The sequence below is a fragment of the Oceanicoccus sp. KOV_DT_Chl genome (assembly GCF_900120175.1).
GTDB lineage: Bacteria > Pseudomonadota > Gammaproteobacteria > Pseudomonadales > Dasaniaceae > Oceanicoccus.
Window position 1 is genome coordinate 726,114 of the sequence record NZ_FQLF01000005.1, and the last position, 15,787, is coordinate 741,900.

The 15,787-nt window shown below is 48.6% G+C and carries 8 protein-coding genes; all 8 read right to left on the minus strand.

Annotated features, from left to right (window positions below; genetic code table 11):
* Nucleotides 1–233 precede the first annotated feature (233 nt).
* Nucleotides 234–1,364 carry an acyltransferase gene (locus UNITIG_RS20680; RefSeq protein ID WP_101760228.1) on the minus strand — a complete coding sequence of 377 codons (1,131 nt, stop codon included), beginning with the start codon at nt 1,362–1,364 and terminating at the stop codon, nt 234–236.
* A 91-nt stretch (nt 1,365–1,455) separates the two neighbouring features.
* Nucleotides 1,456–2,304 (minus strand): hypothetical protein, encoded by an 849-nt coding sequence (locus tag UNITIG_RS20685; RefSeq protein WP_145999250.1) that lies wholly within the window; start codon nt 2,302–2,304, stop codon nt 1,456–1,458.
* 22 nt (nt 2,305–2,326) lie between these two features.
* On the minus strand, nt 2,327–3,073 hold the full coding sequence (locus UNITIG_RS20690) for an alpha/beta fold hydrolase (protein ID WP_101760230.1): 747 nt from the start codon (nt 3,071–3,073) through the stop codon (nt 2,327–2,329).
* 168 nt (nt 3,074–3,241) lie between these two features.
* The gene (locus UNITIG_RS20695) at nt 3,242–4,108 is read right to left on the minus strand and encodes a hypothetical protein (protein ID WP_101760231.1); all 867 of its coding nucleotides are present in this window, start codon (nt 4,106–4,108) and stop codon (nt 3,242–3,244) included.
* Between the two features lie 91 nt (nt 4,109–4,199).
* Nucleotides 4,200–4,964, minus strand: coding sequence for a serine aminopeptidase domain-containing protein (locus UNITIG_RS20700; protein ID WP_101760232.1), 765 nt, complete (start codon nt 4,962–4,964; stop codon nt 4,200–4,202).
* 3 nt (nt 4,965–4,967) lie between these two features.
* Entirely contained in the window at nt 4,968–9,104 is a 4,137-nt protein-coding gene (locus UNITIG_RS24715; protein ID WP_235015560.1) for an SDR family NAD(P)-dependent oxidoreductase, read from the minus strand.
* Complete coding sequence (locus UNITIG_RS20710; RefSeq protein ID WP_101760234.1) at nt 9,011–10,777, minus strand: type I polyketide synthase; 1,767 nt, start codon at nt 10,775–10,777, stop codon at nt 9,011–9,013. Before UNITIG_RS20710 ends, UNITIG_RS24715 begins: the two co-directional genes overlap by 94 nt.
* Before the next feature lie 72 nt (nt 10,778–10,849).
* Nucleotides 10,850–15,541, minus strand: coding sequence for a MupA/Atu3671 family FMN-dependent luciferase-like monooxygenase (locus tag UNITIG_RS20715; protein ID WP_101760235.1), 4,692 nt, complete (start codon nt 15,539–15,541; stop codon nt 10,850–10,852).
* Nucleotides 15,542–15,787 lie beyond the last annotated feature (246 nt).

Here is a 15,787-nt window from a genome sequence, read left to right on the forward strand (position 1 = left end):
AGCTGACGCCATTATTCTTATTGGTCCACTGCGCGGGCTAATAGATATAGCACATTAACCCTGCAACTAGCTCCCAATAATGCCTTGATAGACAGCACCCTGAGATCTATGTTGGCGGGAGTATGGAAGTATCTAAGTGTAGTATTTATTTGTCAGCGCCATGTGACTAATTTAGGTAATAATACGAAGGAATATACCTCTAAAATTGGCTAGAACCTCGCTTATTTCGGCACTCAGCCGACACTATGATCAAACTTACCAGTAACCAGCCGCCGACGCCATGGGCGCTCCACCAGATGATAGCTAGCATGTGAAATCAACAAGACTGCGATCAGCGCAAGCACCACCACAATACCTTGCTGTGGTAAAGACAACAGCGCCGTCACTGGCTGACCCGTCACCCAAAATACCGGCTCGGTAATCGCTTGTTTGACCAACCAGTGCATCATGTAGATCGAGTAGGAAATCACGCCAAGATGTACTAATAGCTTATTCGCCAACCAATGTTGATCGCCATCCCGGATAACTGCCGACACGGGCACGAGTAGCAGGAATAACATCACGCTGATGATGTGCGGAACGGGGAGTGCCAGCGACAGCAATATCGCTACAAAGGCAGCCGTTGGCGCCCAATCAGGAAAATTACCAAACCAGCCTCTTTGATAAAAACGATACAGCGCAATACCCATAGTCGCCTCCACCAGACACCGCACCAACATGGGCCACCCTGCATAGAACAAACCCAAATCACCATACCGCCACTCCATCAGACCAAGAGCAACCAGCGCTAGCGGAAACACTATTAGCAAGCGTTTGATACAAGCTTTTCCCAACAGTGCGATCAACCAGGGAATCAACAAATACACCCACCACTCGGCACTGATTGACCAGGCTGGCTCATTCCAATATGTATTGCTATGAAAGGTTTGCAACAACAAAAAATTAGACAAAAGCGTCAGCCAGGTGCGTTTATCACCCGCACTTCCAGCCCTTACTAGTTCTGGATCCGGGCTGTTGGCCAGCACATATAGATACAGTAACTGGAATACAATAAACACCAACAACATAAAAAAATGCAGCGGATAAATTCTGGCAAACCGTGCTAGCAAAAATCTTTTAAACTCAACTTTGTGATACCCCGAGGAAAAACGCTGCTGATAGACATGAGTCATCACAAAGCCACTGAGAATAAAAAAAAGATCGACCCAGAGATAGGATTTTGTCAAAAAATGGGAAGGCAACAATCGATAGATTTCAGGAAATAAAAATACACAAAAGTGATGCAATACCACGCACAGCGCAGCAATACCTCGCAAGGAAGTCAGTGCTGCCAGATGCGGCAATGTTATTGGTGTTGTTCGCATTGATATGCCCGATCAATCTCCAGCACTATTTAAGAACCAGACAATGACACCGTTATTAAGGCGCGATAAAAACTACATCAAATAAAAAAATTTACCGCAGCCAGTCGCAGACATTTTCAACCAATTGCCTTCTATCCGCCGGATTAGAAAAAACATGATCGCTGTCTTCCATGTAAGTCAACTTAACCGAATTGCCAAATGAAACCTCATTGAACATATCGAAGAATTGATTGGCATAATTATACTCATGATCCCATGAACCGGTAAAAACCACATTAAATCGAACCGCTCTTTTTACACAATCGCGATACAGCGTTTGTATATATTCCTTTGACGGATAATGCCCCCAATCGAACTGAAACATTTCGACAGACTCATCTTCTGCTTTGGTTTTTACAAAACGGGACTTGATATGACCGGGGATTGAATGAAAAACAAATCGGCGCCATTCGCGCCAGTCGAATACCCGGGTTTTATAATGCTCAAGATAATAGCGACGATTTTTAAAGGCATAGCCATCCATTTGCATCACTCCCGTCACCCGGGAATCCTGGGCCGCAACCCGTACCGCATCTCTGGCACCGGAACACAGACCGTACAAAATAAACTGACTGATACCCTCTTTGCGCTGCAGATAATCCATTACTTCAATAATTTCCTGATCCACCTGACTATCACGGTCCAGGGAAGAACGACGCTTTGGGCTATCACCCAGACCGGAGTAATCAAAACGAAAACTGGGAATGCCGGTACTCGATGTCACCCCACGAGCCAATTCCACACTCAACCTGCAAGCCCCAACCCGATGGATAATACCTGAATTGAGCAGGATAAAGGCAGGCCTATCACTATCGCGATTTGTGTGCGCACACCAAACACCCATCAATGGTGCTGGATCACCAATCATAAATACCCGTTCTCTCATTGCCTCTGCGCTCAACTGCTTACCTCTCCTTAAACTGCTACTCTTTTAATTTTTCAACAATGGCCGACAGCATCGCAATAGGCCAAAGAATACCGCCATTAGTGTCGAGATAATTCCAATCATGGGGTGCGGATACAAATTCAAACTGATAATTTTCCCGGTTGGAAAAATGCATTTTAAGCTGCTCAAAACGTTGATTTTCATGTGAGGCGAACTGAATTATTTGTATTTTATTGGCTGGTTCACTAACCAGTAAAGACAGCGGAGCAAGCGACTGAATAAACATCTCAGGTGCCTGAAAACCATGGACAATAACTGAGCCATCGTCTCGCTGGGATCCGTCACCAAGAATTTCCTGAAGATAGTCTTCACCGGCAACTACCGGATCCCATAGCACCAACCGGGAGACCTGAGCAGGCATTTCAGTCAGCGTGGCCAGCAATAAGGCTCCCAGCCTTAACCCCAGCAAGGTCACTTTGGAAACCCTGGAAATATCCAGCACTTCCTGAATGGCCAGACAAATATCGGCCTGCCAGTCACGGGCTGTAACACCCGACATATCACCAAAAGAATCACCCTGTCCACGGCAATCAAAACGCAGCAGGTGGTAGCCTTGCTCAGCTAGCCGATCAGCCAGAAAACTAAAAGATTTATGCGAGCGCATGTACTCCTGCCCAAAAGGAAAAACAAGTACCACAGCCTCGTTGCGATCCAGAGCTCCCGTAGGGGGTGTATAAACACCATAAAGATAGCTGTCCGAAGGACCAAAAAAAAATGCTTCCATGAAATACCATAAATATTGAAAAACGCATTAAACTTATTGTCGTTGAGCTTGCCCCTGAATAAATGGCATAACTACACTTGGCAATAAATTTGAACACGTACAACTTTAGTGCATAAAGGCATGCTGATTTTCACTCACAGAATCAGCCTACCTCCAAAATAATAAAGGCTATTTATTTACCAAGCGCGTACTCACATTAGCTAACCAAGCCGATATCTGTTCAACGGCAAATTTCTGGTGCCGGGGATCAGTGATAATGTGATTGGATTCCACCAGGTAATCGAGTTGTAACAAATTCTTGAAATCGATATTTTTAAAACTGTCCAGGTACTGGGACTTATAATTATAATCAGGTTCATCGCCAGTAAACATAACGTAGTTAGGAACCCCTCGGCCAATAATTTTCCTTAAGCCCTCAGCAACTTCTTCTTTTGGAGGGAAAACACGGGAATAGTTTGGCACCTCAAAATATTCATCCTCTATTCCCGAGTGCTCTGCAGCGCTTTGTTTTTTCTTCTCACCACGCAACGCAGCTAGCAAACGCTTAAAGCTACTCTTCCAGCGTTCTGCAACTAAAAAACGTGATGCGTAATACTGCACATGATACCGAAAAGTACGATAACAATAGGGATCAATTTGAGCAAAAGCTACTACCCTGTCATCGATAAGAGCCGTTTGGTAGGCAGCATCAGCTCCTGAACACAATCCAAACAATACAAAACTTTTGCAACCGCGCTTTCGCTGTAGATAATCCATAATTTCGGCAGCCTCTTTAGGCGCTGAAACCTCAAAAGAATCCGTACCTCGACGCGGTTCGCTATCCCCAATACCGGAAAAGTCGAAGCGAATAACTAAGTGGCCCGCGGCAGCAAATGATCTCGCCATTTTTACCGACAAACGGCAGCTACCAATATGATGCATGACACCCGAGTTAAAAATAACGACCGCTGGCCGCTCAGGTTGAATTTGATCCGGTTCAGAAATCACACCCACTAGCGGTACGGGCTTACCTATACGAACTGCTCGTTCCTTCATCTTGCTACCTTATATTACCTTCATGACTAAACCAAAATACCTGACGCCTTACTACTACCGTCAAACAACTGCTCGCCGATAAACCACTATGCTATTCCATCCAATTAACAATGGCCTGAATTATTGGCTGAGGAAGTAAAATACCTCCTACTTTATCTACATAATTCCAGTCATGCGGGGCTGGAGTCATCCGGTAGTGAAAACCTTCATAAGCACTCCAGGATTGCTTCAACGCGGCAAAAGCGTCTTCTTTATGGGAAACGGCTTGATAGATTTGTTTGGCATTTGGCTTCATCTCCAGCAGCTGCAATTTTTCCAAACCTTGTTGAAAACACGCAGTCAAAGCAAACCCGTTAAAGTTAAGACGACCATCAGCCTCTTCATAATTGCCTATTATCGGCTTCTCTTGGGAAATCTCCTGCTTCAACTCCCGAATATAATCGGCACCAGAAAGAATAGGGTCCCACAAAACTAGTCTTTTTATGTCACTTCTAGCTGTTGCAGTAGCCGCTGCAATCAACGCCCCTAAACGCAGACCTATAACACTAATCTGACTAACACCCGCCATGGCGCGCAATTCATCGATAGCAACGCCAGTATCTTCTAGCCATGTCTGGGCCTCGATATCTTCCATATCAAGCGCCGAATCACCGGTACCACGACAATCAAAGCGCAAGACGTGGAAGCCTTTTTTGGTTAATTGCATCGCCAGCTGACGCATAGCACGATGAGCGCGCATACCTTCTTGTCCAAACGGGTAACAAAGCACTACTCCTTCGTCTTTATTTGCCCCTGCTGGCGGATGATAAACTCCGTAGAGAGGCTCTTTGGAGTCACCAAAGAAAAATGGATTCATTATTTACTTCCTTCCAAATAGCTTTTTAATGAGCCCTTTTGGCTCCTTGGTATCACCAGACTCAGTGTCGCCGCTACTTCCTTCAACATCGTCAGCCGGCTTATCATCTCTTTGCCCGTCAATCTCACTCGCAATTTGTTCAAGTGTGTGCAGCACCATGGTGGCCTGATCGAGACGCACACCAAACTTTCGTTCCACTCTGACGATGATTCTAATGGACAATAGCGAATGGCCACCGATGTCAAAGAAATTTTCATTCAACCCCACGCGGTCAATGCCCAGTGCGTCCTGCCATATTTTGGCCAGCGCTCGCTCCGTTGAGGTTCGCGGTGCAACATAACTGTCTTCCACTGCGAAGGGATCTTTTAGCTGCAAACGGTCAATTTCACCGCTCTCGCTGACAGGCATTTCATCCAGCTCAATAAATTGCTGTGGAACACTGCCTAATGCCAATACGTCTTTGGCAAAGCGACGCAACTCACTAACCGTTATATTATGATCGTAATCCGGCACAAAATGCGCAATCAACCGTCGTTCACCCGCTTCGTCAAGATGCGAACGCACAACAATAGCCTCAATAGCCTCGTTGGCCAGCAGCACTTGTTCAATTTCAACAATTTCAGGGTCAACATCAGGATCGTGAACCACTTCATTACTCACGGGCTCCGGTGCCGCAAAAGGCGCTAACAGCTCAGCCTGCAACGCCGCTAATTCATAGACACTGACTACCGTTTGCGGCATAGAGCGCTGTCCGAGCACATGCAGCAAAGCAGCTGTACCCTCTTCTGCACCAATACCTAATTCCAACGTTCGCTCTAAGCTGGCGTTATCATTTCGACCGACGCTATCCACCGCCCGCCGCAATGCGGATACATCAACAATACGCTGCATGGTAAAGTCATCAACCTGCACCACCACCTTACCCTGATCATCACAAATACGAATATCAAACTTGGCAATGTCATGATTATGAACACCGCCATCGCCAGATTTATAGACCACATGGCTAAACATCTGCGGGCTCAATTCACCACTAAAGCGCAAACGTCCATAGCCCACCGGTACATATAATTCATCTTGCGCATGGTATTCAGGAATGATCACTTGCGCGCCGGCTGTGGCCATATCCAAAATGGCAGGGTGCAGATGCATGTGCTGTAATTCATCGCAATAGCTTTCGTCTAATTGCAAATCGATACACGCTTGCTCCCTGCCATAATGCACTTTGTTCAACACTTGCCAGCGGGCGCCAAAATCCAAATAGGGGTGATGGTCAGCATCATGGAAACCCTGCACCCCTTGTTGGCAATTACTCATTATGGCCGACAAATCCAACTGCTCGTTAACATCATCGCCGCGTCGAATAGAACCCCTCACATGTTCGACGACATCGCCGTCGCTATCACTGGTGATCGTAAAGTCAGCACCTTGCTCGCGATAAAATAAACTCACCTGCAGTGCTTTATACTCATGATCAGCAACAAAAAAAGGCAACTCAAAAGCCAAGTCCTGCATCGCTACTGGGCCAGGGCCCTTAGCCTCAGCAAAGGCAGCTCTTGCCAATTCGACAAATCCGGAGCCGGGAATTAATGCGCCACCCTCTTTAATGCGATGCTCGCTCAGCAACCAGTAACTTTCCACATCAAACAAGGTTGAGTACACAGCCTGCGTTTCATCTTCGCGAATACAGCGATCCAACAAAGGATGCTCCACCGGCCTTCCCGCGGGCTGATAGCGCTGCTTGCTACCATCAGCAATCGCCGCGGCCATTCCCACGTCTCGCCAAGCTGGCCAATTTATCGAAATGACATTGGCATCAACACAGGCATGAGCAAAGCTATCAAGGAAGGCATTAGCGGCGGCATAATCAACCTGTCCCGGCAATCCAGAAAAAGCACTGGTCGATGAGTACAGCACCATAAAGTCCAACGCCGATAAATCCAGCAGCTGCTGTAGCACTAAAGTTCCAGTGACTTTAGGTGCCAGTACTTGCGCCACCTGCTCAATACTCCTGAGCTGAATTAACTCATCATCGATGACACCGGCGGTATGAATGACTCCATTTATAGGGCCCAGTTGCTGCTGAACCTGATCAATCGCCGCACTCATACTGCTAACATTGTTGACATCTGCTTGGACCAGCATGACCTCGGCACCGCGCTCTTCCAGCGCCAGAATTCGACTTAATGTAGGTGCTTCAGCCACCTGCTCAGCAATAAGCGCTTGCCAATATTGTCGCTCGGGCAAATTACGTCTAGCCAATAACGCCACTTTAACCTGCGCGTCCTGTAACAAGGCCTCGGCGGCAACCAAGCCCAGACCGCCGGTTCCCCCGGTAATAAGATAAACACCCTGATCCCGCACCGCGGTGGCAGTCGTCTGGTTGCCAACCACATGCTGGTAACTTTGACTAAACCGCGCCGCACCGCGCAAAGCGACTGCGCCTTCTGTAGCGGTAAGCTCTGCTAATAAAGTTTCAGCAAGGCTAGCCTCATGGGCTACTGCCTGCTGCAGTGAAAGATCTACAGAGACGCAGGAAATATTCGGCATCTCGTGCGGAATAACCCGTGCCGGCCCATTCATTAACGCCTGCAGTGCGGAGCCCATTTCCTCTCCTGCCACCTGCTGTGCGCCCGCGGTCAACAATAACCAGCGCTGATCGTGTTCCCAGCCTTCATTACCGACAGCTTGGGAAAGATAAAACAAGCTATCGAACACCAGTGTTTGCTGCTCAGCTAAATTGTCCAACGAACAGCCTTGTGCAGGATCCAGCTCTAGCGCCAAACTGTGAATAACATAATTGATTAGCTGGCCGTCTTGCTGCAACTTGTCGACAAGATACACGAAATCATCACTATTGCCTGCTCGTACCGTCATCGGCGTGGCGTCGACTTGCAGACGATTACCAATGCGTACATCGATCACGGTTGCGCCGCGGCTTTGCAATGACGCCACCAGCGCTGTATTCAAAGTATGTTGGCCAGCCAATAACAAGACTTTGCTATTGCTTAAATCAGCCGTTAATTCCAAGCGCGGCTGCCGCTGCCAAACCGGCTGATACAACCATTCATTTAGCTGTTCACGGCGCTGCAGGGCTTTACCAGCCAGCGACTTGCCAGGCTCAACCCAATGCCGGACGTGGTCGAAGGCATACGTGGGGATGGATACTCGACGCCGATCCTGATCGGCAAATAAACCGGCTTTATTAAAAATACAATTTCCCTGCCACAGCCGACCCAAAGCAGCCAGCATGAACGGCACATCCGCAACGACTTCGTCCGGGTGCCGCAGTGATGACTGGATAGTATGCTGCAAGGTCTTTTCAGGATGCATCGCAGCGAGACTGCTTAATGTCCGACCGGGTCCCACTTCCAACAAATTGTATTGGTTGGTTTCAAGCAGGCAACCCACACCATCACTGAATCTAACGGTGTTGCGTAGGTGCTTAACCCAATACTCAGGGTCAGTAGCCTCGCGATCTTTTATCCAATCACCGGTCAGGTTGGAAATAAACGGTATATTAGGCTCACTCAACGAGATCGAACGAACATAATCCCCAAACGCTCCAAGAATTGGCTCCAGCATGCTGGAGTGGGCAGCAATATCGATATGCACCCGCTGATAGGAAAACTCTCTGGCCGCGAGTACGTTTTCCAATGCCGCCAGCGCTTGTTTAGGCCCCGACACCACAGACAAGCCGGGCGCATTTTGAGCGGCGACTGACAATTGGGGCGATAATAATGACTGCAATTGTTTTTCATCTAACTGCACACTGAGCATGCCGCCTTCAGGAACAGTCTCAAACAGCTGGCCACGCAACGCCACCAAGCCCAATGCGTCCTTCAGTGACAACACCCCGGCGATACATGCCGCGGTATTTTCACCCATGCTATGGCCGATCAATACCTTGGGTTCTACCCCCATCGACATCCATAATCGCGCCTGCGCATACTGAGTAACAAATAGTGCTGGAAGTGAACGGCTGGGGCGCTCTAATTCCCGTCCCGCTGTCGCCAAATCATCCGTCTCGGGATACAGCAACGCCTTTAAATCATAATCAATAAATTCTTCCAGCAGTTGCAAACACTCATCGACTGTTGACCTGAAGACTGGCTCGTCGAGATATAAACCGGCGCCCATTCCCGCATACTGCGCGCCGCCGCCAGCGAACATAAACGCGAGCTCGCGCTCAACGTCCGGGTGTCGGCCGACTCAATTCGTCCGCGCTCGGTACCATCCAATACCGTAACCGCATCCGCGGTTGATTGCACGACAGCAAAACGCCGCTTGTTAAAACTGCGCCGCCCTACTGCCAGGGTATAAGCCACATCCGCTAGCTGCGGAGCGGCATCCTGATTAGCCGCGTCATCCGGATCCAAAAATTCAGCCAATCGATCTGTAGCTCTCTGTAATGCCTGATCACTACGCGCTGAAATCATCAACAACTGCCAATCGCGTGGACAGCTACCACTTTCTAAAATTTCTGCCTCTTCAACAATGATGTGGGCATTAGTCCCACCCACACCTAAGGAACTTACTCCAGCACGACGGCTGTCGGCACACTGCCAATCGCGCAACTCCGCATTGACAAAAAATGGACTGGCAGAAAAATCTATTGAGGGATTTGGTGCTCGATAGTGCAGTGTAGGCGGGATTTTTTTATGCTTTAGTGACTGCACCACTTTAATTAAACTGGCGACACCTGCGGCTGTATCAAGGTGACCGATATTCGATTTAACGGAGCCAATGGCACAGTATTGTTTGCGATCATGTCCGGCACCATAAGCTTGGGTGAGTGCGGCAACCTCAATAGGATCACCGAGCTGCGTGCCCGTACCATGACACTCAACATACTCAACCGATTGCGGATCTATTTCCCCAATTTCCAATGCTTCATGAATGGCTGCGGTCTGGCCATCAACACTGGGCGCCAAATAACTTACTTTACCTGCACCATCGTTATTAATAGCGGAGGCCTTAATGACCGCATGAATATTGTCTTTGGCGGCAATGGCATCATCAAGGCGACGTAATACCAGCACCCCTGCACCACTGCCAAAAACCGTACCCTTGGAACTCGCATCAAACGGCCGGCAATGTCCATCGGGAGACAGAATTTCGCTATCTTTAAACTGATAGCCCCTACGGTGCGGCAAGTCGATGGTAACGCCACCGGCTAAAGCCATATCACACTCGCCGTTTAATAAGCTTTGTACTGCAGAATGCACAGCGACTAATGAGGTGGAACAAGCGGTTTGGACATTAATGCTTGGACCTTTTAAGTCAAAGCAATAGGACACTCTAGTGGTGAGAAAGTCTTTATCATTACCCGTATGACGAACCAGAAAGAAACCCAGGTCATCCATCAAGTCTGGATTAGTCAGCAAATTATAGGGCATGTATGCATTGTGGCCGGAACCACCAAACACCCCAACGGAACCGGAAAAGTCAGCGGGATCATAACCGGCATCTTCAAATGCCTCCCAGCTTACTTCAAGAAAATGCCGATGTTGCGGATCCATGACTTTCGCATCCATAGGACTGAAGCCAAAAAAGCCCGCATCGAAATTTTCCATATGCTGCAGAAACATACCGGACTTTACATAATTTGGATGCTTAATTTGCTCCTTTGATACACCCGACGCCAACAACTCTTCATCGGTAAGCATAGTGATAGACTCATGCCCGCGCTGCAAATTATTCCAGTACTGGCTTGGGCTATCAGCATCAGGAAAACGACAAGCCATACCCACTATCGCTATATCGCTGCTTCCCGCCTCAAAATCATCAGCCTGTTCGTTTTCATCAATCATTATTACTTTTAACCTTGTATTTTTTTGCAGCCCAATAACAATTCATTGGCCGATTGAACTTTACGCCCCAAACTAGCGACGGCGACGTCGCCCCGCAGCCGCTTTTCTCGCAGCCGCCCGGGCCTGACTTTGATCCAGCGTTTTTGCGCCATCACCATCACCACTAATAAATTCGACCAATGCTTCTATCGTTGTGTATTTAAACAAATCTGTCATCTGTACCGGTTTGGACACTTTTTCCTGTAACTCTTTTAACACTTGCACAATCAATAAAGAATGGCCGCCAATATCAAAAAAGTTATCCCGCACACCGACGGAAGGGATGTCCAGCGCTCGCTTCCAGATATCGGCAATCATGATTTCCGCATCATTTTCCGGCGCCTTTGAATCTTCCGTGGCGGTCGACGATTGTTGCGGCTTGGGCAAACTCTTGCGGTCTATTTTTCCATTGGGTGTTAAGGGCAGTTCATGCAATGCCACAAACAAAGAGGGCACCATAAAATCTGGCAGCTGCTCCTTTAAAAACAACTTTAGCTCAGAAGCATCCAAATCCTGAATCGTGTGGCAACGAACATAAGCGACCAACCGTTTATCACCAGGCGAATCCTCCCGCAAGATTACCGCTGCCTCCATCACTGATTGATGTTGACGCAATAGGGATTCTATTTCTCCCAGCTCAACCCGATAGCCACGGATCTTGACCTGATGATCGACCCGCCCCATGCACTCTAAACGGCCATCAGCAAGATAGCGGGCAAGGTCACCGGTGCGATACATGCGTGCGCCTACGCCCTCGGAGTACTTATCCTCAATAAAAACAGTATCGGTTAAATCCGCTCGATTGTGATAGCCGCGGACCACGCCATCGCCAGCAATAACCAATTCGCCCGCCAAACCAATGGGCATCGGCTGCTGATTTTCATCAAGTATATGAATTTGTTGATTAACCAATGGGCGACCGATAGACACTGACTGGGCATTGCCGCCTTCGACATCTCCGGTGCTCGACCAAATTGTAGTCTCGGTAGGTCCATACATATTTGAAACGCGACCGCTTACCAGAGACTTAAGCTCGCTCGCTAGCTCCGGAGGAAACGCCTCACCCCCAACCATCATATGCTTAAGAGCAGCCAATCCCGAGCGCGCCTGCTTGTCGGCTGCTAACATTGTCGCCATCGACGGTGTGCATTGAAAATGGGTAACGTTATGCCGTTGAAATAACGCCGGCAAACTATAATCATCAACGGCAGTAGTATCCGCCTTAAGCACTTGCTGGCTATATTCACGCAGCTGATTGAGGTACGGCAGATGTTCGAGCACCAGTTCGGTATCGATACCAAAATCTATTAGACAAGCAATTTCATCTATATCTGATGCTTTTACTTTATCCACCATTTGCATCGCACTCTTGGGAGTACCAAACAAACCGCTGGTGTGAAAATAGCGCTGAAAGGAAAACTCCAGCAACGCATCCATATCCTCGTCAGAAATAGTTTCGAAAAAGTCATCAAGGGTTTTGCCTTGCTGCTCCGACATTTTCTTAAAAGTAGGAAATTGCCAGGCCGCCGCTTTGACTAAAAACATCGCACTTTTTAGATAGTCTTTCAATGGTTGCCGCACTTGTTCCTGCACCGTCGCCGCATCCTCACCGACAAACGTATGCAGCATTAGCGTCACTGTGCCTTCGCCAGGATGGCCAGCCGCTTTCCAGGCCGACCGATACGCTTTCACTTTTTCAGCGACTTCTTCAATGGTCTGCCCGAGTAAATGGGTCAGCACATTAGCGCCAATTTCGGCGGCGCGCACATAACTATCAATATTACCTGCGGTAGTAACCCATAGCGGCAACTCTGCCTGCAGCGGACGCGGTAACGTTCGAACAGCGACCTCTTTGCCATCTGGCCCCGGGAAGTTCAAGGTTTCACCACGCCACAATTTACGTACTGTTTCTGCCGACTCAAACATAATATTTTTAGCGTCGGAAAAATTTTCCGGTTTAATGGCAAAATCCGGTGGCGCCCACCCCGCAGCTATAGCGATTCCCGCACGACCATTAGACAAGTTATCAACCACCGCCCACTCTTCTGCTACCCGAATAGGGCTATGTAACGGCACTACACAACTACCGGCACGAACAGAAATATTTTCGGTGATTGCAGCAACTGCGGCACCGGTAACAGCAGGATTGGGAAATAAACCGCCAAATGCGGCGAAGTGCCGTTCGGGTGTCCACACTGCATTGAAACCATTCTGATCGCCGTATTTAGCACCCTCTAACAGCAATCGATACTTATCCTGATCGTACTGATTTTCGTCAGTTGCCACATTCCAATAGAATAAACCAAACTCGACGGATTGATCCGGGTAGGCGCTAAGCGGAATACCCGCATCGGATTTCTGGCGTACGGCATCCGCATACAACACTACGGTCAAACCTCGAGCCAAAGTCCAAAATATTTCCAATACTGATATATCGAAGGAGATACTAGTCACGGCCAACCAGGTTCCCGGTGCCGGTTCCACCCGCTGATCCATACCGGCAAAAAAGTTAATCACATTGCGGTGCTCTACCATCACCCCTTTGGGTTTACCGGTAGAACCCGAGGTATAAATCATATAAGCCAGGGACGCGGGATCAACCACCTCGCCCAAATCACTTTCATCATAGGAGACCAACGCGCCCTGCAACTCATCCACAATAATCCGCTTGACCCCATAACCGCCCAGCAAAGTGGCCAGCTTACGGTGAGTGATTAGCATTTCGAGACCGGAGTCTGCCACCATATAAGCCAGGCGGTCTTTTGGGTAAACCGGGTCCAGCGGGACATAAGCACAACCCGCCTTCAACGTCGCCAGCAGCGCAATCACCATATCCAGCGAGCGATCAACCAGAATACCGACCAAATCACCGCTTCTGGCACCACTGTCTAATAAGTGCCGCGCCAACTGATTGGCTCTGCTATTCAGTTGCTGGTACGTTAGCTGCTCACCCTCGAATACATAAGCGATGGTATCTGGCTGACTCAGTACCTGACGCTCAAATAGTTGGTGCACGCAATCATTAATATCGCTATCGCCAGCCGTGCCGTTCCACTCAGCCAACTGCGCGAGTTCTGCTGCAGGAACTATTGGATACATCGATAACAGTGCTGCCTGATCGGCCATCACCCCGTCCAGCAACACGATAAATTGTTCAAATAGACGACTGATAGCAGTCGCATCCAACGCTCGCGCATCGTAGCGAAAATGCAAGCTGCTGCCATCCGTCGGCACCACAATCACTAACTGATTATGCTCCGTTGGTGCCAGCACCGAATAGTCGGATAAACTCTGCACTCGATCCAATCGTATAGGGAACTCTTCACAACCCAGTGACCCCGCCAAAGCAGGTACACGGGCGCGCAAGTCCGACAGATAACTCACTCGCTGCTCCGCTTGCTGCAAATCAACCGCAAAGCCCTGTTGCCAATGCTGAAAAGTCTCTCCCCCCTCAACATTGACCACCAATGGCACTACAGGCGCAAAATAATCCTGCAACACAGGGTCCAATTGCTGCAAACTAAGGGGACGGTACGCCAGCGTATAATGGGTTTTACGCCCCAGCCGGCTCAATAACAGCGCAAATACCGAAGTGATAAAATCGCCACCCAATCCAGTCAGAGGCAGCACCTGTTCACACTGCTGCCAATCTGCTTGCTGTCGACGTTGCTGCTGACTATACGGCGCCTCAAGCGGTTCAGACAACAATAGCCGTCGCTCCCAGTAAGGCTCGTAGCGAACCAGCTTTCGTACGGTTTCAGTTAACAACTGCTGCTGATCGCTTTCTATCACTGGCAAACAATCACCTGCTTTAAGCCCACAGGCTGCCAGTACGGCAACAACATCAACAACTTTGCCATCCAAATCAGTCAACCTGGTAAACCGAATACCCCCATCAGCAGTCGCAACGGTTAAGGTTTTACTGCAACAAGAAATAATGCTGCCAACAGCGGTGTTAGCTTCCAGCGCAACAAATTCAGGTGTGGACACTAGTAGATGCTGGGCCCCCAATACGATACGGGGAGCGATCACCGGGTTGGGATAAGGCCCGTAATCCAGCGCCCGCACCAGCCGATCAATATCTCGAAAACCCTGATTCCAATCAATGGTCGCCGCTGCCACCGGGCGATCTACCAGCCCAAAGTAAGAGCGCCCTGCTTCACCTTGACTAACGCCCTCTAACGCACCTTTTGCCAAGCCATCCAATAGCTCGGTAAACGACTCTATTGCCGCCTGATAACACTTTGCATTAAGGGTAAAAACCGTTTCGCCGGGGACAATCGGGAAATATTTTTGTGCCAGTAAATTACCTTTATCTACGTCGCTGGTCATGATGTGCCAGCTAACCCCATGCTGCTGTTCGCCATGCAATAAGGCCCACACGGGCGCATTCAGACCCGCATAGGCTGGCAGCGGTCCATCATGAAAATTTATCGCCAATACCTTGGGGATCGCCAGCACTTCAGCCGGTAACATTTTGAGGTTGGTAATACTAAAAAGGAAATCAATCGGCTTATCACCTACAGCGGGTATCAGCTCGTCAATTTTAGAAATATGCTTGATAGCGTGTTCACAGCACCATTGCACAATACTCTGATTATTAGTAACTACCATTTCAACCTGATAATTACTGCTCAGCAATAGCTCGCAACACTGGACCAGCAGTGACTGCTCCCCCAACACCACACAAGATTGCTTAGTATTAGGCAAATCCATTTTAGTCATCTTAATTCAACTCCGAATATGATGCCCATGCACCATCCCTTATTAATTTGCTTTAACGCTACACAATTAGTGCTGCCAGAACATGTGGCTTTATTAGAGTTTCAACCGAGAATACTTGGCATTGCGCCAAACAACATCGAAGGCCTTAGTGGCTAACTGTATGCCAGCCAGAAGTCACTCTATGCACCCCCATAATGTAGGCGCATATCTATGCAAGCCCAATCGCGACAAAAGACACACATCCCT